At 46.3% G+C, this 20,847-nt stretch carries 20 protein-coding genes; 12 read left to right on the forward strand and 8 right to left on the reverse strand.

What is annotated here, in order from left to right; all coding sequences use genetic code 11:
- The first annotated feature begins 3 nt into the window (after positions 1–3).
- Together DWY79_RS02970 and DWY79_RS02975 are read left to right on the forward strand one after the other, a co-directional pair.
- On the forward strand, positions 4–585 hold the full coding sequence (locus DWY79_RS02970) for a hypothetical protein (RefSeq protein WP_005864719.1): 582 nt from the start codon (positions 4–6) through the stop codon (positions 583–585).
- Between the two features lies 1 nt (position 586).
- Positions 587–1,204 carry a 4'-phosphopantetheinyl transferase superfamily protein gene (locus DWY79_RS02975; protein ID WP_005864721.1) on the forward strand — a complete coding sequence of 206 codons (618 nt, stop codon included), beginning with the start codon at positions 587–589 and terminating at the stop codon, positions 1,202–1,204.
- An 87-nt stretch (positions 1,205–1,291) separates the two neighbouring features.
- Here the strand turns inward: DWY79_RS02975 and DWY79_RS02980 are convergent, their stop codons facing one another.
- The 4 genes from DWY79_RS02980 to DWY79_RS02995 are packed head-to-tail and all read right to left on the reverse strand — an operon-like array spanning position 1,292 to position 4,758.
- Positions 1,292–2,035 carry a shikimate dehydrogenase gene (locus tag DWY79_RS02980; RefSeq protein WP_005854619.1) on the reverse strand — a complete coding sequence of 248 codons (744 nt, stop codon included), beginning with the start codon at positions 2,033–2,035 and terminating at the stop codon, positions 1,292–1,294.
- Between the two features lie 14 nt (positions 2,036–2,049).
- Positions 2,050–2,793: a bifunctional demethylmenaquinone methyltransferase/2-methoxy-6-polyprenyl-1,4-benzoquinol methylase UbiE gene (gene ubiE, locus DWY79_RS02985; RefSeq protein WP_008773451.1), complete on the reverse strand. Its 744-nt coding sequence runs from the start codon at positions 2,791–2,793 to the stop codon at positions 2,050–2,052.
- Between the two features lie 10 nt (positions 2,794–2,803).
- A complete protein-coding gene (locus DWY79_RS02990) occupies positions 2,804–3,754 on the reverse strand; it encodes a phosphoribosylaminoimidazolesuccinocarboxamide synthase (protein WP_005864727.1) in 951 nt (316 codons plus the stop codon).
- An 11-nt stretch (positions 3,755–3,765) separates the two neighbouring features.
- The gene (locus DWY79_RS02995) at positions 3,766–4,758 is read right to left on the reverse strand and encodes a PhoH family protein (RefSeq protein ID WP_005854625.1); all 993 of its coding nucleotides are present in this window, start codon (positions 4,756–4,758) and stop codon (positions 3,766–3,768) included.
- Positions 4,759–4,984: 226 nt separating this feature from the next.
- Here DWY79_RS02995 and DWY79_RS03000 point away from each other — a divergent pair, with 226 nt between their 5' ends.
- Complete coding sequence (locus DWY79_RS03000) at positions 4,985–5,644, forward strand: DUF5715 family protein (RefSeq protein ID WP_008773450.1); 660 nt, start codon at positions 4,985–4,987, stop codon at positions 5,642–5,644.
- Here DWY79_RS03000 and DWY79_RS03005 read toward each other — a convergent pair.
- Entirely contained in the window at positions 5,625–6,152 is a 528-nt protein-coding gene (locus DWY79_RS03005; protein ID WP_057329027.1) for an O-acetyl-ADP-ribose deacetylase, read from the reverse strand. The two genes, DWY79_RS03000 and DWY79_RS03005, sit on opposite strands and share 20 nt — an antisense overlap.
- A 334-nt stretch (positions 6,153–6,486) precedes the next feature.
- Here DWY79_RS03005 and DWY79_RS03010 point away from each other — a divergent pair, with 334 nt between their 5' ends.
- From DWY79_RS03010 to DWY79_RS03025, 4 genes are read left to right on the forward strand one after another with little or no spacing between them, the layout of a single operon-like run.
- Positions 6,487–6,858, forward strand: coding sequence for a DUF2141 domain-containing protein (locus tag DWY79_RS03010; protein WP_008773449.1), 372 nt, complete (start codon positions 6,487–6,489; stop codon positions 6,856–6,858).
- A 4-nt stretch (positions 6,859–6,862) separates the two neighbouring features.
- A complete protein-coding gene (locus DWY79_RS03015; RefSeq protein WP_122368830.1) occupies positions 6,863–9,241 on the forward strand; it encodes an outer membrane beta-barrel family protein in 2,379 nt (792 codons plus the stop codon).
- A gap of 18 nt (positions 9,242–9,259) precedes the next feature.
- Positions 9,260–9,889, forward strand: coding sequence for a hypothetical protein (locus DWY79_RS03020; protein WP_005864737.1), 630 nt, complete (start codon positions 9,260–9,262; stop codon positions 9,887–9,889).
- A complete protein-coding gene (locus DWY79_RS03025) occupies positions 9,874–10,158 on the forward strand; it encodes a transcriptional regulator (protein ID WP_005864739.1) in 285 nt (94 codons plus the stop codon). The genes DWY79_RS03020 and DWY79_RS03025 overlap by 16 nt, the downstream gene beginning before the upstream one ends.
- A gap of 162 nt (positions 10,159–10,320) precedes the next feature.
- On the opposite strand, the gene ilvA is transcribed toward DWY79_RS03025, so the two are convergent.
- Complete coding sequence (gene ilvA / locus DWY79_RS03030; RefSeq protein ID WP_008773447.1) at positions 10,321–11,520, reverse strand: threonine ammonia-lyase; 1,200 nt, start codon at positions 11,518–11,520, stop codon at positions 10,321–10,323.
- Positions 11,521–11,617: 97 nt separating this feature from the next.
- On the opposite strand from ilvA, the gene DWY79_RS03035 reads away from it, so the two are divergent.
- Positions 11,618–11,977, forward strand: coding sequence for a thioredoxin domain-containing protein (locus DWY79_RS03035; RefSeq protein WP_122368831.1), 360 nt, complete (start codon positions 11,618–11,620; stop codon positions 11,975–11,977).
- 70 nt (positions 11,978–12,047) lie between these two features.
- On the opposite strand, the gene DWY79_RS03040 is transcribed toward DWY79_RS03035, so the two are convergent.
- Entirely contained in the window at positions 12,048–13,358 is a 1,311-nt protein-coding gene (locus DWY79_RS03040; protein WP_122368832.1) for an anaerobic C4-dicarboxylate transporter family protein, read from the reverse strand.
- A gap of 87 nt (positions 13,359–13,445) precedes the next feature.
- Between DWY79_RS03040 and galB the strand changes: the two genes are divergently transcribed.
- Positions 13,446–15,950 carry a beta-galactosidase GalB gene (galB, locus tag DWY79_RS03045; protein WP_121961154.1) on the forward strand — a complete coding sequence of 835 codons (2,505 nt, stop codon included), beginning with the start codon at positions 13,446–13,448 and terminating at the stop codon, positions 15,948–15,950.
- Positions 15,951–16,018: 68 nt separating this feature from the next.
- Here galB and DWY79_RS03050 read toward each other — a convergent pair whose 3' ends face one another.
- Complete coding sequence (locus tag DWY79_RS03050; RefSeq protein ID WP_122368833.1) at positions 16,019–16,852, reverse strand: PepSY-like domain-containing protein; 834 nt, start codon at positions 16,850–16,852, stop codon at positions 16,019–16,021.
- A gap of 183 nt (positions 16,853–17,035) precedes the next feature.
- Here DWY79_RS03050 and DWY79_RS03055 point away from each other — a divergent pair, with 183 nt between their 5' ends.
- From DWY79_RS03055 to DWY79_RS03065, 3 genes are read left to right on the forward strand one after another with little or no spacing between them, the layout of a single operon-like run.
- On the forward strand, positions 17,036–18,280 hold the full coding sequence (locus DWY79_RS03055; RefSeq protein WP_122368834.1) for an efflux RND transporter periplasmic adaptor subunit: 1,245 nt from the start codon (positions 17,036–17,038) through the stop codon (positions 18,278–18,280).
- A gap of 3 nt (positions 18,281–18,283) precedes the next feature.
- Positions 18,284–19,555, forward strand: a complete 1,272-nt coding sequence (locus DWY79_RS03060) for an ABC transporter permease (protein ID WP_005864750.1) — start codon at positions 18,284–18,286, stop codon at positions 19,553–19,555.
- A gap of 25 nt (positions 19,556–19,580) precedes the next feature.
- On the forward strand, positions 19,581–20,834 hold the full coding sequence (locus DWY79_RS03065; protein WP_005864752.1) for an ABC transporter permease: 1,254 nt from the start codon (positions 19,581–19,583) through the stop codon (positions 20,832–20,834).
- Positions 20,835–20,847: the final 13 nt, after the last annotated feature.

The following is a 20,847-nucleotide window of genomic DNA, read 5'->3' on the forward strand; positions in this document are numbered from 1 at the left end:
TTTATGAAATGGATAGCTGCTGTCATAGGAGGGTCTCTGTTTTTAGGGATATGCTGTATTTCGTGTGTGGAATATACGCCGAAGCCACGGGGCTATGTTCGTATCGAACCTTCGAAGGCACAATATAAACCGCTTGATCTCAGTTACCTGCCTTTTAATTTTGATGTCTCTCAGACTGCGGTCATAGAGGTGCCGGATCAAAAGAAGGGTGTTACGGGCTTGAATATCTCGTATCCGGAGTTAGAGGCTAAGCTTTATTGCAGCTATTTGCCAATTACTCCCGCGTCCTTGGTGACGGTGGAGACGGAAAGCCGCTCTTTCGTCGCCCGCCAAATAAAGTCGGAGAATCGGATATCGGAGAAAGCGTATTCCAACCCTGCCGCAAACGTTTATGGCTCGCTGTTTCTTCTGGATGGAGAATCGGCTTCTCCCATACAATTCCTGTTGACAGATAGTGTATCGAATTTCTTCCGGGGAGCCTTGTATTTTGACTGTAAACCCAATGCGGATTCATTAGCTCCCGCTATCCAATATATCCGGGAAGATATCATAGAACTTATACAAACTTTTAGTTGGAAAGAATAATATGGCCTTGCTATATAAACAACTCTCGCCGCTGCATGGAGTCTGGAAAATGGAAGAAAGTTCTGATGAGCTTTTGGGGATGCTTGAGCATAAAGCGGACTATTCTTCTTTTTTGGAGCGGGTATCGGCAGAGAAGCGGAGGCAGGAACGTTTCGCCAGCCGGGTGCTTTTAAAAGAGCTTTTAGGAGAGGAGGTAAGGGTTGACTATCATTCTACGGGTGCCCCGTTCCTCGCGTGCGTACCTTTATATATAAGTATATCTCATACGAAAGATTATGTGGCGGTAATCTTGGATAAGCGTCCGACAGGGATCGATATCGAGTATCGTTCGGACCGGATCTTGAAAATACGAAGTCGCTTTATGAATCCGGAGGAAGAGGCGGGTATCGATCTGGAGCATGAGGTCGAGCATCTATTAATCCATTGGTGCGCCAAAGAAACCTTGTTCAAGATAATCGGGCAGGAAGGAGTGGACTTTCAAAAGCATCTTCACGTGAATCCTTTTCCTTATTTATCGAGTGGGACGTTTAAGGGACGAGAAACCCGGACCGAGGCATGCCGGGAATATGAGTTGGCATATCAAGTTACACCGGACTATGTATTGACTTGGTTGAAGTAAGTTAACTTCATTGACTAACGAAGCTAACTTCATTGGCTCACGAAGCTAGCTTCATCAAATCATGTGGTTGGAAAGATATCGTTCGATCTATTTCTGCCAGATCTCCCAAGCGGCGAAAGCCTGTAATAGAAGCATTTCCAGACCATTTTTCACGACGGCGCCTTTTTCTTTTCCTTTCTTCATGAAAAGGGTCTCATCCGGATTGTAAAGTAAATCATACAATAGATGATTCGGCGTAAGTAAATCGTACGGGATATCCGGACATGAGTCTATATTAGGGAACATGCCTAAGGGAGTCGTGTTTACGATCACCGTATATTGCTCCATGGTTTTCGGAGTAATCTCATCGTACGTGATACAAAATTCTTTCGGTTTGCGAGAAACCAGCGTGGCACCAACGCCTAGCTGTTTCAGTCCGTGGAAGACTGCCTTCGACGCCCCTCCCGTACCAAGGATCAACGCTTTCCGGTGCGTTTCTTTCAATAAAGGATCAATCGATTGCTTGAATCCGATAATATCCGAGTTATATCCTTTCAGTTTAAGTTTGCCGAAAAGACCTTTTGTGAACTTGATGACATTTACCGCTCCGATCTGACGGGCATCGTCATCCAAATCGTCTAAATATGGGATTACTTGTTCCTTATAAGGAATGGTCACGTTTAAACCGTTAAGTTCAGGGTTTTCTTTGATTACGTTCTTAATCTCCTTGATAGAGGGAATCTCGAAATTCAAGTACTCAGCGTCGATCTTCTCCGCCTCAAACTTCTGGTTGAAATACGTTTTAGAAAACGAATGTCCGAGGGGATATCCCAGTAAGCCATATTTCTGCATAACCTTTTTATTGTTTATTCTTTAGATCCTGTATATAATGAACAGATCCCGAAGGTAAAGGTCCGTACACGGGCCTGCTTGAAGCCTTGGCGGGTGAGTAAATCCGTCATGACCTTTCCCTGAGGAACTACCTTGATGGAAGCCGGCAAATAATTATACGCGACTTTTTCTTTAGAGAGTAGACGTCCGATAAAGGGGATGACGGTCTTTGAATAGATCTGGTAGAGTTGTCTCATGGGAAAATGTTCCGGTGTGGAAAGTTCCAAGATCATGATATGCCCACCGGGTTTCAGCACCCGGTACATCTCTGAGATACCTTGCTCTATGTTCTCAAAATTACGAACCCCGAAAGCGGCGGTTACGGCATCGAACGAGTTTTCCTCGTAGGTCAAGGCCGTACAGTCCTGTTGCTCGAAGGATATATACTCCGAATAACCGGCGGCAGCTACTTTTTTCCGTCCCACTTCCATCATGCCTAACGAGATGTCGGCACCGACGATATGGTCGGGTCGCAGCTTTTTGTACATGGAGATAGCCAAGTCTCCGGTACCGGTAGCGATATCCAGTATCGTTTTAGGAGAGAAAGGACGCAGGAAAGCGATCCCTTTCCTGCGCCATATCTTGTCGATACCAAATGAGAGAGTATGGTTGAGTTGATCATACGTTTCGGCTATCGAGTCGAACATACGTTTGACTTGCGTGCCCTTTTGTTCCTCTTTGTTATAAGGAAGTATTGTCTCTGAACCATACTGTGTCATGTGCGGTATCTTATTTATTCTGTAAATATTCGGTAACGTTTTTCTCGATGCGGTTCAGCAAGTTATCAGTCTCGCCTTTTACGAAAGTCTCCCCTGTGATATGCTCGAACAATTCGATATATCGGTTGCTGATTCCTTCTACGATCTCCGGTGTCATTTCAGGAACTTTCTGTCCGGATTTACCTTGGAAGCCATTTTCCATCAACCATTCGCGGACGAACTCCTTGGAAAGTTGCTTCTGCGGTTCCCCTTTGGCAAAACGATCCTCGTATCCTTCTGAGTAGAAATAACGGGAGGAATCCGGAGTATGGATCTCGTCGATCAAATAGATCTTGCCGTCACGATGACCGAACTCATATTTCGTGTCAACCAAGATCAAGCCACGTTCCTTAGCGATCTCGGTACCGCGTTTAAACAAGGCCATCGTATATTTCTCAAGAACCTCGTAGTCCTCTTTAGAGACCAAACCTTTAGCGAGAATCTCCTCTTTAGAGATATCTTGATCATGCTCTCCGATCTCAGCCTTTGTGGTCGGGGTGATGATGGGTTCGGGGAAACGTTGGTTCTCACGCATACCCTCCGGTAGTTTCACGCCGCAGATCTCACGCACGCCGCTCTTATAAGCACGCCATGCGCTTCCGCACAGATAACCGCGTACGATCATCTCAACCGGGAAACCTTGGCATTGAACGCCAACCGTTACCATCGGGTCCGGAGTAGCCATTTTCCAGTTCGGACAAATATCAGTCGTAGCGTCAAGGAACTTGGCGGCGATCTGGTTTAACATTTGTCCCTTGTAAGGAATACCTTCCGGCAAGATAACATCGAAAGCGGAAATACGGTCTGTAGCGACCATTACCAATACCTCGTCATTGATGTTGTATACGTCGCGTACTTTCCCATGGTATACGCTCTTTTGTCGCGGGAAATTGAAGTCTGTTTTAACTAATGCCTTCTTCATGACTCTTACTTTTAGTTGTTGTCTATATTCGTTTTCTTCTCTTTTGCCTCTTTGATCTCTTTCTTCCGTTTATCATCGAACTTATCATAAGCCTCTACGATTCGTTGGACAAGTTTATGCCGGACAATATCTTTCTTGGTGAACTCGATCTTACCGATCCCGTTTACGCCCTTCAATATTTGCATGGCCTGTATCAATCCGGACGTGGTAGAAGGCGGAAGGTCTATCTGCGTGACATCTCCGGTGACGATCATCTTGGCGTTCATACCCAAGCGGGTCAAGAACATCTTGATTTGATGCGTCGTCGTGTTTTGCGCCTCGTCCAATATAATGACGGCGTCGTTTAAGGTACGACCGCGCATAAACGCTAGCGGGGCGATCTGTATCACGTTATTCTCCATATATTCCTTCAGCTTAGCTGCCGGTATCATATCCTGCAAGGCATCGTAAAGCGGTTGCAGATAGGGATCTAGCTTATCTTTCATCTCACCCGGCAAGAAACCCAGTTTTTCTCCGGCTTCCACGGCGGGACGGCTTAAGATGATCTTCCGTACTTCCTTATTCTTTAATGCTTTTACGGCTAGGGCGATAGCGACGAATGTTTTGCCCGAACCGGCGGGTCCTGTGGCGAAAACCAGATCGTTGTTCTCGAAAGCCTTTACCAATAACTGTTGATTCTCGGTACGTGCGGTAATCGGCTTGCCATTCATGCCGTGGATGATCAGGTTCTCCTGCTTCACGACCGTGGGACCTTTTCCTTTGATAATATCCAGAATCACGTCTTCGGAGAGCGAGTTAAACTCCTCACAGTATTTTTCCACCTCACGGATTTTCTTGAGAAAAAGCTCGGACTCATCCTCATCTCCAATCACTTTCATCACATTTCCACGGGCAACGATACGCAATTTCGGAAACAATGTCTTGATCAATTGCATATTAGAGTTATTCACACCGTAGAAAATTACCGGGTCTACGCTTTCAAGAATATAAATTCTTTCAATCATCCGCTATTCCTTTTATTAAATTACGCTTCAAAAAGATGTGCTATTTTTTATTATTCGAATCAAGTTACAAAATTAGTAATATTCTTTATCCATTGATGCAAAGGGAGAAGTTTTATTTCACGGGAACACATCTTTCAGCCGTCCGTCTACCATTTAGAGAAAAACTAATTGGAGTTAAGGGGTAATTTCGGATTTTTCCGTATGTTTGTCAGGCAAAACGAAGGTAATGAAGATGAAGACTGTGTTTAATGTGATGTTGTTGCTGGTCGTGATCGTGTCGGCGACGGCTTTTTCTTCTTGTAAGGAGAAAAGAGGTGAATTGAAGAAGATTTGGTACAATGGAAGCTATAATCGTGATTTTAATGATTTGAATGACGTTCATTTGTCCGTCGCGAAGAAGATCGGCATAGAGCCTGTCTCTTCGAGGGAAGGAGCGGAGCACGCCTCCCGGGATATGGTGGAGATCAAGACGAATGACTATTACGAGGTAGAGGAGTTGACGCACTCTATTCCGTATTTGGTGCCGGAAGCCGCTAATCTGCTGGAGGATATCGGGAAAAACTTCCAAGACTCATTGAAAAACTTGAATGCTTCCATCTATAAAATAAAGGTAACCAGTGTAACCCGTACGGTTGCCGATGTCAAGAAATTGAGAAAAAGGAATACGAACTCTTCTCTCAACTCTGCCCACCAATACGGAACTACGTTCGATGTATCATGGGTACGCTATACTAAGATAGATGAGAAAGATACCTTAAATATTGATAAGGACCGCTTGAAAATGGTGCTTGCCTCCGTGCTTCGTGATTTGCGCAGGGCGGATCGTTGCTATATCAAGCACGAACGCAAGCAAGGGTGTTTCCACATTACGGCTCGTGAGTTGTGATTTGTTCCAGCGCTTTCGTATAAACCGATTTGTCGTATCCGGAGAAACAGCACATCGTGACTTGCTGGATTTCCGGATTCTCTTTTAGGAAGGAATCGATCGTGCGGATCGCTATCCGTGCCGCCTCCTCGATAGGATAGCCATATACGCCGGTGCTTATTGATGGGAAAGCGATTGTTCTCAGTCTGTTCTCTTTCGCCAATCGCAAGGAGTTTCGATAACAATTTTCCAGTAGCTCCGGCTCTCCGTGTTGTCCGTTTCGGTAGATGGGACCGACGGTGTGTATGACATGACGGGCTTTCAATCGATAACCTTTCGTTATCTTCGCCTCTCCGGTCGGGCATCCTTGTAAAGTCCGGCATTCGTCAAGGAGTTCCGGACCGGCGGCCCAATGGATGGCACCGTCTACGCCGCCACCTCCCAATAAGCTATTGTTCGCGGCATTTACGATGGCGTCTACATCCAATGTCGTAATATCTGCTTGTATAGCAATTATTCGTTCGTTCATATCTTTAGTTATTTGTATGTTGGTCCTGTTCATATATATTCTAAATGTGCGCAATGTAGCGAAAAAGTTGCTTTGTTTCAAACTTAAAATAGTTGTTTTGAAAGCATGTACGTGTTTTCTAGGAGGGTTAGTGGGGGATTTTGGCTGTATTTTGCAGAGTCAAATTTTTATTGGAATATTTTATAATATTATTTGGTTTATAAAATAAACTTGTCTATATTTGTGATGTGCAAAGAGTGATGCGCAGCTCCTTTGCATTTTTTTATCCATGGATGGTTTATAAAATAAACTTGTTTGTAGTAACAGTGATAATAATTAAGAGGAGGATACTAAAATGAGACGAGTTTTATTCATATTATCTTTATTCATGTTGGTATGTGGTTGCATAGAGGCACGTACTATTATTGTAGAGATTGGAAATATACGTGGTAACCATGGGAATATCCTAGTTATGGCTCAGTCAGGAAAAGATACCAAGCCTGTTTATGGCATGGCGAAGTCTGAGAAAGGAAAGGTTACGATCCGGCTGGAAAACGTGGATTGGGAAAAGTTTGATCTGTCCGTATTCCATGACGAGAACGAGAATTGGCAAATGGATATGCTGGAAGGAAAAGGGCCTGCGGAAGGATATGTGTTGAAAAGTTGCGAGGTGAAGGATGAGGAAGCGACTTTCAAATTAAAACTGTATTATCCGGTAAATCAATAGAGCCATGGTACGGTTTTTACTACTATCGCTCTGGATTTTGGCGATAGGCGGGGGTCGTGCTCAAAAGATCTCGGGACAAACGGTTTATAAAGCCCATGTTTCCGATGCGGAGGGAAATGCCGTGGAATATGCGACCGCTGTGCTTTTATCGGGAGAAAAACAGGTAGGGGGTGCCGTGGCCAATAGTGATGGCGATTTTAGCATGGAGGCGGAGGCTGGGAAGTATAGGCTTGTTGTTCAATGCCTCGGATACGAGCCTTTACGGAAAGAGCTGATCTTGCCGATAAAACGGCGGGATTCCTTGATTCTAGATCTATCGAACCATGTTCTGAGGGAAGTTGTTGTTCAAGCGAAGAATATCGAGCGGAAGGCGGACCGCTTTATCATGTCGGTCATGCCATCTGCCGGAAAGGATGGTACGGAATTATTATCACAGGCACCGGGTGTCTGGCTCTCGGATGAAACTATCTCGATAAACGGGGCGCAAGGAACGAAGGTGTTTGTGGATGATCGTGAGATTCGTTTAACGGGAGAGGAGCTACTGGCTTATTTGCGGTCTTTGAAATCGGAGGATATAAAAAGGATTGAGGTAATACCGATCGCGGGAGTTGAGTATGAGGCCTCAACTAAGGGTGGAGTGATCAAGATCTCATTGCGGCGACGTCCGGATAACGGTATGCAAGGATATGTATCTTTAAGTACGTCATTGTCTCCATCTTTACAAGGGTATATTCCATCGGCGTCCGTAAATGCACGTGTCGGGAAATGGAGCTTGAATGGAGCGGTATCGGGTACTTTTACTCCCCGGGATAAAGGAGAGATCAACTCCAACAGGGAATACGGAACGGTGGGGAATAAGTTTGTGTCTCAATCTTTGTATGATACGGATTCCAAATATGGGAATGGACGTGTCGGGGCTATTTTCGAGATCGATTCGCTGAATAGTGTCGGAGCTGAGATCGAATATATCAATCAAGCTTCGGATGGAACATCTTGGAGTCAAACGGATTTAGTAAAGAACTCTTATCCTATGAAGAGTACGGGGAATTATCGACAGAAGGATGATTATAACACGTTTTCCGCTACGGTCAATTACTTACGCGAAATGGATGATCGAGGCTCGGTATTTAAGGTCATAGCCGATTACGTAAGTAAGCGATCGACCGGGGATAATTTCCATACGATCTGTTATGAACAGTCTAGTTGGAGCTATGACACGGTTTACCGGAGTCATGCGGCGGCGGATTATGATATGGCGACAACCGATATTTCTTTCCAAAAGAATTTGCGTGAAAAAATGTCTTTGAAAATCGGGACCAAATATGCCTATACATTGATGGATGATCATTCCTTGTATGAGGGGGTAACCTCTAGTGGTAGCTGGATTCCAAATGAGGAATATGGATATACCTTGAGATATAATGAAAATATAGTAGGAGCTTACGCCTCTTTCTCTGCGGAGATCAAGAACTGGTCGTTTGCTGCGGGGGTACGTGCGGAATATTCCAAGACGTCGGATAGAAGTGAGGATTTTAGTCGGGATTATCTGGATCTTTTTCCGAACTTGAGCGTGACCTATGCGTTCGATCCCATCAAGAGGTGGATGCTGGTCGGGCAATATGCTCGTAATATCGAACGTCCTCCGTTCTATACCTTGAATCCGAATCGTATACAGAGTTCGGACTATAGCTACCAGATCGGGAATCCCTATCTGCGTCCTACTTATATCAATCGTTTCAGTGTAACGTTGGTTTATAATTATCGTTATACGGTGACTGTAGGAGGAAACTTGCACCACGACTTGATCCGGGAGTTCTGTAAACAAGATGTGGCGAATCCCGATGTATCCTATATCACGTATGAAAATCACGATCGGGAAAACCATTGGTTTGTAGCGGTCAGCTTGCCGTATCAACCCTTTACTTGGTGTAACTTGACAGGGAATTTCATAGGCGTACGGCAGGATATCCGGATGACGGAATTGTCTTCTTTCTTGTCTCATTATTTAGGGTTTGCCAATGCGATCGCTACCTTTGCATTGCCGGCAGGTTTTACGGTGGAGGCCCGGTATAGTGGAACGAGCCGGCTATATTCCGGTAATAGCGAGGTCGCCCCCCGGCATACGGTTGGAGTAATGGCGAGAAAGAAACTATTTAATGATAAGCTATTGTTGGCAGTTTCAGTCGATAATATCTTTAACCAAGCCAATGAGTACGCCAGTACGTTGGATGTTTATCGAACATCATCCCGTTATGAAAACGGACTTACTGGAAGGGTCTTTAAGGTTGCGTTGACATGGAATTTCAATAGCGGAAAGAAAGTAAGGAAGAGTAAGATTGAGATAGGTTCCGGTTCCGAACGGAGTCGCCTGAATGAAAAATAACATAAAATAAATACAATTATGGAAGATAGAAAATTATCAGAAAAAGAAAGTCTGGATATTATCACTCAGATGATTAACTCCAGTAAGCGAAACATGAAAGTAGGGAGTGGCAATGTGTTACTTTATTGGGGATATTTTACCGTGCTCTTATCGGTCGTGATATCCTCCTTGATATTGTGTACTCAAAATTATATTTGGTCTTGGGGATGGATGCTCATGTTTGCTGTCGGACCAGTTATTTCATATAAGCAAAGAGGTTGTGAGCCGGCCGTGGTGACTTATACGGACAAGACGATCTCCAAGGTATGGCAAGTGTTTGGCTGTATGTTTGGACTGACGTTCGTCTTGATCGCGGTATTTTGTGCGCTTTATGGGCAATCCGTCAATTTTATATTGATGCTTCCTTTATCGTTATTATATTGTGGATTAGGGGTATCTATAAATGGCATTATCTTGCGGGAGAAATGGATGATTTACTCTCCGGTGGTTGCTTTCGTTTTAGTTATCCACATGCTGATGAGTTTGATAAATCATGATCCTGTCACGGTTTTATGGTATTTGTATTTTGGCCTTTCATTTGTGGTAATGATGATTATTCCCGGGCATATTCTTAATAATAAAGCTAAAAAACAATGTTTAAAGAATTAGATCCTTTATTGCATTCCCAACTCCGGCTAGCGGTGATGTCCATTTTACTATCGGTGGAGGAGGCGGAGTTTGTCTATATCAAGGAGAAGACGAGCGCTACCGCAGGAAATCTCAGCGTCCAATTGGACAAACTTAATGAAGCTGGTTATATCGAGATCGAGAAGGGGTTTGCCGGGAAGAAGCCCCGAACGGTTTGCCGGATCACAGATAAAGGACGCTTGGCGATGGAGGAGTATGTGAATACATTAAGACAATATATTAATATTTAGCTTGTGCCATTCTTAGGGCACGCTTGTGCCACCGTGATGGCACAGCTATGCCATAAGGATGGCACAAGTGTGCCACTAAGATGGCACGGCTGTGCCACGCCTATGGAAAGTAGTGGCACAGTAATGGTTTGCCAATCAATTGTATGCTTAGGGGCGAATTGTTTATCCTTCCACTATCTTATATCCCGAAACGGTGAGTAATTGCCGGATCTCATTAATCTGCTGTTGATTCCTTGTTTCCATCTCCAACCGCAGATAACAGCCATTGATATCAGCCGTATGGCTGACACGCTCGTGATATACGGATACTACGTTAGCGCCGGTAGAGGCAATGATTTCAGATACGTGCTGTAGTTGTCCGGGTTTGTCTACCAATTCGATCGTCATGGAACAAGAGCGGCCGGATTTCTGCAAACCACGTCCGATTACCCGGGAAAGGATATTCACGTCGATATTTCCGCCGGAAATCAAACAGATTACTTTTTTCCCTTTGATGGGTACTTTATTAAACATGGCGGCGGCCACGGCTACGGCACCCGCCCCTTCGGCGATTAATTTATGTTGCTCGATCAACGCGAGGATAGCGGTGGAAATCTCATCGTCTGTCACGGATACGATCTCGTCCACATATTGCTGGCAAAGATCGAAAGTATGTATTCCCGGTTCTTTTACGGCGATACCGTCGGCTATGGTACGGACACCTTCGAGGCGTTCGATTTTCCCATGCTCGATAGAGTTTAACATGCTGGGCGCTCCTTTGGCTTGCACTCCGTAAACTCTGATATTCGGGTTCAAGTTCTTGATGGCATAGGCGACTCCGGAGATCAGCCCACCCCCTCCGATCGGAATGATTACGGCCTCTACTTCCGGGAGTTGTTCCAATAACTCCAAACCGATGGTCCCTTGTCCGGCGATCACATCCTCATCATCAAACGGATGGATAAATGTGTATCCTTTCTCATCCTTCAATTGTAAAGCCTTGTTATAGGCGTCATCGTAAACACCTTCGACAAGGCATACATCTGCCCCATAAGATTTAGTAGCCTCGACTTTAGAGATAGGAGCGTTATCGGGCAAGCAGATTAAGGACTTGATACCATGAGCGGTAGCCGCTAATGCCACACCTTGGGCATGGTTTCCTGCCGAGCAAGCCACTACGCCATGCGATTTCTCTTCTTCCGTAAGCTGGGCGATCTTGAAACAAGCGCCGCGCACTTTAAACGATCCGGTTACTTGTAAGTTCTCTGGTTTTAGAAAAATATGGGATTCCGGATTGATATTGGGAGCGCTGATTAAATCAGTGCGTCTGATGACTGTCTTCAAGGCATATGATGCCTGATAAATTTTATCAAGTGTGAGCATTCTGTCTGTTGTTAAAACGATGCCGCGAAAGTATAAAAAATACCGCAACCTATTCATACTTATCTTTGTTATATTATAAATCAAAATATAGAGAAGTATGGTAGTGATCGATTTAATGAAAGATGGTTTTATCGCCAATGTCGGTGATTTTGAGGCGAATCCCAAAGATTGGAAATATATAGGAAGTCGTCCTTGCCTCATAGATTTTCACGCTCCTTGGTGCGGTTATTGCAAACGCTTAAGCCCTATATTGGATGAGTTTGCCAAAGAATTTGATGGGAAGATTTATATTTATAAGGTGGATGTAGATCAAGAGGAGGCACTCGAGACAGCCTTTAATATCCGAACGATTCCCACTTTGATGTTTTGCCCGCTAGACGGCCCCCGTGAGATGATGATCGGCACGATGGGAAAACTGGAGTTAAAGCAGTTGATTCAGGAAAAATTGTTGAAGTAATATAATATGATATATGGTGTGGGGTGTAGAGACGTAGCGTGTATGCTGCGTCTCTATTTTTGCTTTCTTATTATATGAATTGAATGAATAGTAACCCCAATCCTACAGAAACCCCGGTCGCTATCAATCCCGGCATCATGAAAGAATGGTTCAAGATGTATTTACCGATGCGGGTCGTGCCTGTACGATCGAAGTTGATGGCGGCTACGACTGTCGGGTAGTTTGGGATGAAGAAATAACCGTTTACGGCGGGGAATAAAGCGATCAACATATAGGGTGAGATTCCCAATGCGATCCCTAGCGGCAATAACGCACGAATGGTAGCCGCTTGGCTAAATAATAAAATGGACATTACGAAAAGGGCCAATCCGAATAACCAAGGCATCTGTGTAACTATATGCTCGATAGATCCCTTTAATTCAGTCATATTGCCGGCGATAAATGTATCTCCCATCCAAGCGATACCGAAGATCGCTACCACCGCTTGCATGCCTGCGGAAAAAACGGAACCCTGTGCGGCCTTGATACCATCTGTTTTTGTAAATAATAAGATGAAAGCGGAGGCTGTCAACATTAATACCTCAATAATATGTGACATCTGCATCGAGACCTTTTCCGTGCCGACGGTAAAGACCGGACGTAGGGACTCCATAGAACCAAAAATAACGATCGCTATCGTAGCGAGAACAAATATAGAGACCGATAAGGCCGCTTTCATTTGGTTTTCAACGCCTTTCGCCTCGTAATGCTTCGTGCTGAACTCATGGTTCGCTACCCGCTTTAAGTATTCCGGATCTTGATCCAATTCTTTACCAACCCTTAAAGAATAGATCGCTCCCGCCAATACCCCCAATAAGGTACAAGGAACAGATATCATAAGGATATTCATCAAGGAAATATGATATCCGGATAACATACTAAGCATGGCTACCGTAGCCGCCGATATCGGACTGGCCGTAATAGCCTGCTGGGAAGCGATCACGGCGATCGCCATCGGACGTTCGGGACGGATCTTCGTTTCCGTAGCGACCTCGGCGATTACCGGAAGGACCGAATAAGCCACATGCCCCGTTCCGGCTATGAAGGTAAACAAATAGGTGACGAGCGGGCTTAATATCGTGATTCGTTGAGGATTCTTGCGAAGCAATTTCTCCGCCCACTTAACCATCAGATCAAGTCCGCCAGCGGCTTGCATACAACTAGCTGCCGCTATTACGGCAACGATCATAAGCATGACATCGATAGGAGGGGAAGTGGGCTGGAGCCCGAATCCAAAGGTGAGTATACCGAGTCCGAGACCTCCTAACACGCCTAATCCGATACCACCGATACGGGCACCTATAATAATGGCTATTAAAACGAAAGCTAATTGTAACAACATGCTGTGCAATTCTTTTGATTTAGTTTGTATTGGAGACAAAAATACTTATTTTTGTTCCGCTATGAATAACAAAAACACAAAAAACGAATGAAAAGAACAAGTTTCGCTATTTTGATCGGTTTGTTTTGCCTTTTCCCTGCGCTTTTCTCGCAAGTACGCAGTGAGTTCCTGTTGGAAAAGAATTGGAAGTTCACCCGGGAAGACCGCCCGGAGTTTATCAATCCTACTTTCAATGATAGTAAGTGGCAATCGGTGACCGTTCCGCATGATTGGGCGATTTACGGCCCTTTCAGCTCTCAGAATGATAAGCAAGAGGTCGCTATCGCCCAAGACGGACAAACGGAGGCCATGGAACATGCCGGCCGAACCGGAGGTTTGCCTTTCGTGGGAGTCGGCTGGTACCGGACCGAGTTTGAGGTTCCTCAATTTACGGATGGGAAGCGTGCCACGATCCTGTTCGACGGTGCGATGAGCCATGCCAAGGTCTACGTGAACGGGCAAGAGGTTGGATATTGGCCGTATGGCTATAATTCTTTCTATTTCGATATCACGAAACAGCTCATCCCGGGGAAAAAGAACACCTTGGCGGTTCGCCTTGAGAACTTGCCGGAATCCTCCCGTTGGTATCCGGGAGCGGGACTATATAGGAATGTACATGTAATCGTGACGGAAAACGCCTATATCCCGGTCTGGGGAACTTATATTACGACCCCGACCGCCACGAAGGAATTTGCGAAAGTCAATGTACAGACGAAAATCGTACTGCCGGAAGGGGCCGATGCCAGCAAGTATAGCGTGAAAACCAGTGTATGGAATCCGAACGGGCAAAAGTTGACGGAGCAGACTACGCCTCTCTCACAGATTAAGTACAATGATAATAGCCTCTCCCAAGAGTTTATCATCCAGACCCCGACTTTATGGTCGCCGGATATGCCTGCCTTGTATTCTGCGGAGACTCGTTTATATGAGGGCGATCAACTGAAAGATCTCTATACGACCCCATTCGGTATCCGTTCGATCGAGATCATTCCGAATAAAGGCTTTTTCTTGAATGGTGAGAAGACGGTATTCAAAGGCGTTTGTAATCACCATGACTTAGGCCCGTTAGGGGCTGCCGTCAATGATGCCGCTATCCGTCGTCAGATCCGGATCTTGAAGGACATGGGATGCAACGCTATCCGTACTTCCCATAATATGCCGGCTCCCGAGTTGGTAAAGGCTTGCGATGAGATGGGTATGATGTTGATGGCAGAGAGCTTCGACGAATGGAACAAGGCGAAATGCGCGAACGGCTATAATTTGATTTTCGACGAATGGGTGGAGAAAGACCTCGTGAATTTGGTACATCATTACCGGAATAACCCGAGCGTCGTGATGTGGTGCGTCGGTAACGAGGTGCCTAACCAATGGGATGAGAGCGGTTGTAAGATCTCTAGGTTCTTGCAGGATATCTGCCATCGGGAAGACCCGACTCGTCCGGTGACGCAAGGTATGGATGCCCCGGATGCCGTCGTGAATAATAATATGGCGGCGGTGATGGATGTGGCTGGATTCAATTATCGTCCGTTCCGTTATCAAGTGAATTATAAGAAACTGCCTCAGCAAATAATCTTGGGAAGCGAGACGGCCTCCACAGTTAGCTCACGAGGGGTTTATAAATTCCCGGTAGAGCGTAAGGCGATGGCTGTCTATGAGGATCACCAAAGTTCCTCGTACGACGTGGAGCATTGCAACTGGTCTAATCTGCCGGAAGACGATTTTATCCAGCATGAGGACCTTCCGTATTGTATCGGGGAATTCGTATGGACAGGATTTGATTATCTGGGCGAGCCTACTCCTTATTATACGAATTGGCCAAGCCATAGCTCCTTGTTCGGTATTATCGATTTGGCGGGTATCCCCAAGGATCGTTACTATCTATACCGTAGTCATTGGAACAAAAGCGCCAAGACCTTGCATATCCTGCCGCATTGGACATGGCCGGGACGTGAGGGCGAGGTGACACCCGTATTCGTTTATACCAATTATCCTTCCGCCGAATTGTTTATCAACGGAAAGAGCCAAGGGAAACGTACGAAAGATCTAAGCATCGGTATCGATAGTAGTTATACCGAAGCGGCTCAAAAGAGTTTCGAGCGCCAGAAACGGTATCGCTTGATGTGGATGGATACCAAATACGAGCCGGGAACTTTGAAGGTGGTCGCTTATGATAAGGAGGGTAACGCTGTGGCCGAGGAGGAGGTTCATACCGCAGGGAAGCCGCATCATATTGAGTTATCCGCCGATCGTAACCAATTGACGGCTGACGGAAAAGACCTTTCTTTCATCAATGTTAGAGTCGTAGACAAGAACGGTAACCTTTGTCCGGATGATACCCGACAGATCCAGTTTAAGGTTCGTGGTGCCGGAGCCTACCGTGCGGCGGCAAATGGAAATAGCGCCAGTCTGGAACTCTTCCATCTTCCGGAAATGAAACTGTTTAGCGGGCAACTTACCGCTATCGTGCAGACGGCCGAGGAACCGGGAACGATCTATTTCGAGGCTTCCGCACCGGGAGTAAAAGGGGCGACCTTGGAATTGATCAGTAAATAAGCTTGATTATCATATAACGCAAACCGCGCGATTCAAGTCCGGAGACGGCTGTGAATCGCGCGGCTTTTTTATACGATATTCCCGAATACATCAAAGGTAATCGTCTCGTCCTGCCCGTTATGTGAAACCTTGAATAGGTAGAAGGTGCCATTGGCATTCAATAACGTATATATGGACTGTACCTTGTCGCTAGCGTAAGCGGAGGATTCGAAGCCTTGCATCACGATCTGCGGAACCTCTTGCTCGGACATGGCCCATGTGGTACTTTGCCACCTGTAATCCTTATTCAATTGCGCCACTTTATAAATCTGGTTATCGATCATATCCAGCTCGTAACCTAGGCTGTTCTGTTGGATATCCAGCAACTCGGCGTTGGCGAAAGTGATCTCCATCAGGTTGCTGACCTCTTTCGGGATAACGATCGGCGCGTCATTATTGATCTCATCGTCCACGGCTTTGATCAGGTTTCCATACTGTGAATAATACAGGTCTACTTCGCTATTGGACTGCTCCGCCTCGATCTTGTAAACGATTCCCATATTTAGGCGATTGATGGCGTACGTGTCATCCACGGTCCAATTTGAGTAAAAGCCTTGTTTGAAGGCGGTGGATACCGCTGCCGGTAATTGGGCGAAAGAGATGTCTATCTTTTCCATCATCCATACGCCTTGATCCGTGAACCAAGCGGTTGTCTCGGAACCTTCATTATTGAAATCTACCACATAATAGTTACCTTCGATCTCAAAAACAGGGTTCTTGGCATCGGGATATTTCTCTTGAAAAGCGTTCTCTACCGGGGGGAGAGGGATAATACCTTGATGATCATCATCATTTTTGCTACAGCCAGAGAAAAAGAGAGTCAGACCGGCTATACATGTGAATAGGATAAGTCTTGTGTTCATACATTTTGCGTTTATAAGTTTTGGGCATAGAACAACAGGCCTATCGGAAAAGTTTTGAGCGAAACCGAACACAGTGTCCGAAATCGAACAGTACTAAAAATGGATATTCTCATAGAATCAGTTACTTACGTTTTTGGCACGGGGTTTGCTCTTTGGAGGGTGGAAAATAAAAACAAACGAAATATGGACAGAGAGATATCAAAAGAGGTTCGGCAGAAGGAGCAGCGTAAACAGTTTATAAAGCTGGGGGCGGGGATTGGTATTGCCGTTGTCTTAATAGGCGGGGTGATCGGTTTCATGCAAACCAGCCTGCAACGGAAGGACTTGGTTTTTTCAACGGTAGATAAAGGAGTGATCGAGGTTTCCGTTAGCGCGTCAGGCAAGGTGGTTCCTGCTTTCGAGGAAATCATCAACTCACCGATCAACTCCCGTATCGTCGAGATTTATAAAAAGGGAGGCGATTCCGTGGATGTAGGTACTCCGATCTTGAAACTGGACTTGCTCAGCGCCGAGACGGATTATAAGAAACAATTGGACGAGGAGCAAATGAAACGCCTCCAATTGGATCAACTCCGTATCCAAAACCGCAATAAGCTTTCCGAGATGGAGATGCAATTGAAAGTCTCTCGCATGGAACTGAACCGAAAGGAAGTGGAGTTGCGCAACGAGCGTTATCTGGATAGCCTAGGCGCCGGAACGACCGATAAGGTCCGTCAAGTGGAACTGGACTATAACGTTAGCGTCTTGAAACTGAAAGAGGATGAGCAAAAATATGAGAACGAGAAATCCTTGACGGATGCCGATTATAAAGTGAAAGAACTCGACCTGAACATCTTCCGAAAGAGCCTAGCCGAGACGAAGCGTACCTTGGAAGACGCCCAGATACGCTCTCCCCGCAAGGCGATCCTGACCTACGTGAACAACGAGGTAGGTGCCCAAGTCTCTCAAGGCAGTCGTGTCGCTATCGTCTCCGACTTGTCCCATTTCAAGATAGAGGGGGAGATCGCCGATACCTATGGTGACCGGATCGCCGCCGGTAGCAAAGCCGTTGTAAAGATCGGCAACGATAAACAGGATGGGGTGGTTAGCGATGTTACCCCCTTATCGAAGAACGGTGTAATCTCTTTCACGGTACAGTTGGAGGAGGATAATCATCGCCGCTTGCGCTCCGGTTTGAAGACCGATGTATACGTGATGAATGCCATCAAGGACGATGTGCTGCGTATTTCCAACGCCTCGTTCTACGTCGGGAAAGGAGAGTATGAGTTGTTTGTTGTCAACGGAAACCAATTGATCAAGCGGAAGGTACAGCTGGGAGACAGCAACTTTGAGTATGTCGAAGTAGTCAATGGCTTGGAACCGGGCGACGAGGTAGTCGTTTCCGATATGACAAGCTTCAAGGAAAAGAATAAACTGAAATTGAAATAAAGGATGTTCAAGCAATACTTTAAACAAGCCATCCATGCGCTGAGAGAGAATCGTCTTACAAGCGTGGTTTCTATCTTGGGTACGATGCTGTCGGTGGCCATGATCTTGGTTGTCGTGTTGCAATTCCAAATCAAGCTGGTAGGTTATAGCCCCGTATCGAAGCGAGACCGGATGCTTTATATCTACTCCGTGAACACTAAATCGAAGGATGGGAGCGAGAATAACAATACGGGCCTTTCCGCCGAGACGATACGTGAATGCCTCTATACGCTGAAAAAGCCCGAGGCCGTAACCGTGACGGCACAGAATAGCCACGTTATCTCCATTCCGGGTAAACGATTGTTCGAGGAATATACTGTCTATTATACCGATCCCGCCTTTTGGAAAGTATTTGACTTCAAGTTCCTTTCCGGCAAGCCTTTTACGGAGGCCGATTTCAATTCCGGTCTGCCTCACGTGGTTATTTCCGATAAGTTGGCGGGTATCCTGTTCGGTACCCAAGACGTGGTCGGTCGTGATATCTTGGTAAATAACGTGATGCCTTGCACGATCGCGGGAGTGGTAAAGCGCCCGTCGAAAGCGGCCAGCGAGGCATTCGCCGATGTATGGATGCCTTATACGGCGAATACCCTGTACACCAATAGCGGAGGTTGCGACGGGATGTGTGGCCCTTTCGGGGCGGAGATCTTGGCGCATAAGCTCTCGGACATCGATTCCATATATGCGGAGATCCAGCAAGGGGTAGCCCGCTACAACGCCGGCAAAGCGGATTTCATCTTGACGATTCCCAAGCCTTTCACCCATCTGGAACTGGCCTTAGGTTCCGGTAGTCGGTATGGCTATAACCGGGTAGGTTGGGGCGAATACCTGAAGACAACTGGCTGGGTGCTTCTGTTCCTGCTGCTGGTACCGACCTTGAACCTGACAGGGATCGTACAATCCGCCGTACAGAAAAGGCGGCCGGAGATGGGGCTTCGCAAGGCTTTTGGGGCTACCGGTGAACGTCTGTTTACGCAGGTTGTTTGCGAGAACCTGATCATTACGTTGATAGGAGGTGTTTTGGGGGTAGGTTTGTCGGTCGTATTGCTCTATGTAGGCCGGTCGTTCTTGCTGACAAAAGATACGGTGATAACTTTTGGCATGCTTTTCCAGCCCTTGTTGTTTGTGGCGGCCCTGTTCTTTACGTTGGTATTGAATGTACTAAGCTCGGGATTACCCGCATTCCGGATAGCGAGGGAGCGGATCGTGGAATCGTTGAAGGATGCGAACGTGTGAAAAATAACTACTGAAAAGGAATGATATGATCAAGCATATACTAAGTATAATATGGAACCAGCGCCGAAGTAACGGTTGGATATTCGCGGAGTTGTTGGTGGTGGCCGGTGTGTTCTGGCTGATGGTCGATATGTTTTATGTGGACACGCGAACCTATTACTCTCCCCTCGGATTCGATATCACGAACGTATGGCGTTTCAAGTTAAGCGAGCAGGAACGGAACCCTTCGGATTCGCTTCCCGGGCTATCCGAGCCGGAGAAGCTGACCCGCTTGATGTCGCAAATACGCCAATGGTCCGAGGTGGAGGAAGTTTGCGCTACTTATTACTCCTGTCCCTACTCGATGGGAAATTCTTGGAGGGAGATAGAGCCTCTGGATGGTGACACGAGCTTAACATCTGGGGAGAATTTCCAGATCCGGAATGTCACCCCGGAATATTTCAAGCTTTTCCGGATCAAGACTCCGGAGGGGAAACCTGTAGCGGACGAGATCGCCGGGATACATAACGCCTTGGTCTTGTCCAAGGAGATGGCAGACGTGTTTTATCATGGCCGGCTGGCTCGTGGAAGGAAGGTGAGGCATAGTAAATTGGATAATACCTTTACGGTCGCCTCCGTATCAACCTCTATCCGGACCGACGAGTATAAATCTCCGGAGCCATGTTTTTTCCAGAGCCTTGAGGGGGAATTGTTTAACGAGACTGTCAATCAGTTTGGAGCCCGGAATGCGGAGCTTTGCGTCCGGATGAAAAGAAACTATACACGGGACGACATGAATCGTTTTCTGAATGAGATGGGAGACCGGTTGGCGGCGGACAATCTATTTGTCTATGGCATCAGCAATATCAGGGAGTTCCGGGATATTCATCTGGATGGTAAGGGGCGTGAGATGAGCAATAAGTTCTCCTTGATGGCCTTCATGCTGGTAAACGTCTTTTTCGGCATTATCGGTACGTTCTGGCTCCGTGCGCAGAATCGCCGGGGAGAGATCGGCTTGAGGATGGCGCTGGGTGCTTACGATGGCACGTTACGGCGGTATCTGTATCTGGAAGGTCTTTGCCTATTGGCGTTAACCCTTCCGTTTATCGCCCTCTTCGCTATCAATATGGTGGCGACGGATGCTATAGATACCTATCGCCTGCCGTTTACGACGGGGCGTTTCGCTATCTCTTTCGGTATAACTTATTTAATGATGAGCGGCATGATCTGCCTCGGTATCTGGTTGCCTGTGCGCAAGGTTACCCGAATGGTCCCGGCGGAGGCGTTGCATTACGAATAATATGTAGAATAAT

It is taken from the genome of Parabacteroides sp. AF27-14, from assembly GCF_003635425.1.
In the GTDB taxonomy this organism is placed as follows: Bacteria; Bacteroidota; Bacteroidia; order Bacteroidales; family Tannerellaceae; genus Parabacteroides; species Parabacteroides distasonis.

Bases quoted from the DNA above. Each gene is read 5' to 3' on its own strand.
- DWY79_RS03020 (WP_005864737.1), top strand. From the start codon at position 9,260: ATGGAAGATAGAAAATTATCAGAAAAAGAAAGTCTGGATATTATCACT.
- galB (WP_121961154.1), top strand. From the start codon at position 13,446: ATGAAAAGAACAAGTTTCGCTATTTTGATCGGTTTGTTTTGCCTTTTC.
- DWY79_RS03055 (WP_122368834.1), top strand. From the start codon at position 17,036: ATGGACAGAGAGATATCAAAAGAGGTTCGGCAGAAGGAGCAGCGTAAA.
- DWY79_RS03035 (WP_122368831.1), top strand. From the start codon at position 11,618: ATGGTAGTGATCGATTTAATGAAAGATGGTTTTATCGCCAATGTCGGT.
- DWY79_RS03050 (WP_122368833.1), bottom strand. From the start codon at position 16,852: ATGAACACAAGACTTATCCTATTCACATGTATAGCCGGTCTGACTCTC.
- DWY79_RS03060 (WP_005864750.1), top strand. From the start codon at position 18,284: ATGTTCAAGCAATACTTTAAACAAGCCATCCATGCGCTGAGAGAGAAT.
- DWY79_RS02975 (WP_005864721.1), top strand. From the start codon at position 587: ATGGCCTTGCTATATAAACAACTCTCGCCGCTGCATGGAGTCTGGAAA.
- DWY79_RS03065 (WP_005864752.1), top strand. From the start codon at position 19,581: ATGATCAAGCATATACTAAGTATAATATGGAACCAGCGCCGAAGTAAC.
- ilvA (WP_008773447.1), bottom strand. From the start codon at position 11,520: ATGCTCACACTTGATAAAATTTATCAGGCATCATATGCCTTGAAGACA.
- DWY79_RS03010 (WP_008773449.1), top strand. From the start codon at position 6,487: ATGAGACGAGTTTTATTCATATTATCTTTATTCATGTTGGTATGTGGT.
- ubiE (WP_008773451.1), bottom strand. From the start codon at position 2,793: ATGACACAGTATGGTTCAGAGACAATACTTCCTTATAACAAAGAGGAA.
- DWY79_RS03015 (WP_122368830.1), top strand. From the start codon at position 6,863: ATGGTACGGTTTTTACTACTATCGCTCTGGATTTTGGCGATAGGCGGG.
- DWY79_RS03025 (WP_005864739.1), top strand. From the start codon at position 9,874: ATGTTTAAAGAATTAGATCCTTTATTGCATTCCCAACTCCGGCTAGCG.
- DWY79_RS02995 (WP_005854625.1), bottom strand. From the start codon at position 4,758: ATGATTGAAAGAATTTATATTCTTGAAAGCGTAGACCCGGTAATTTTC.
- DWY79_RS03000 (WP_008773450.1), top strand. From the start codon at position 4,985: ATGAAGATGAAGACTGTGTTTAATGTGATGTTGTTGCTGGTCGTGATC.
- DWY79_RS02990 (WP_005864727.1), bottom strand. From the start codon at position 3,754: ATGAAGAAGGCATTAGTTAAAACAGACTTCAATTTCCCGCGACAAAAG.
- DWY79_RS03005 (WP_057329027.1), bottom strand. From the start codon at position 6,152: ATGAACGAACGAATAATTGCTATACAAGCAGATATTACGACATTGGAT.
- DWY79_RS02970 (WP_005864719.1), top strand. From the start codon at position 4: ATGAAATGGATAGCTGCTGTCATAGGAGGGTCTCTGTTTTTAGGGATA.
- DWY79_RS03040 (WP_122368832.1), bottom strand. From the start codon at position 13,358: ATGTTGTTACAATTAGCTTTCGTTTTAATAGCCATTATTATAGGTGCC.
- DWY79_RS02980 (WP_005854619.1), bottom strand. From the start codon at position 2,035: ATGCAGAAATATGGCTTACTGGGATATCCCCTCGGACATTCGTTTTCT.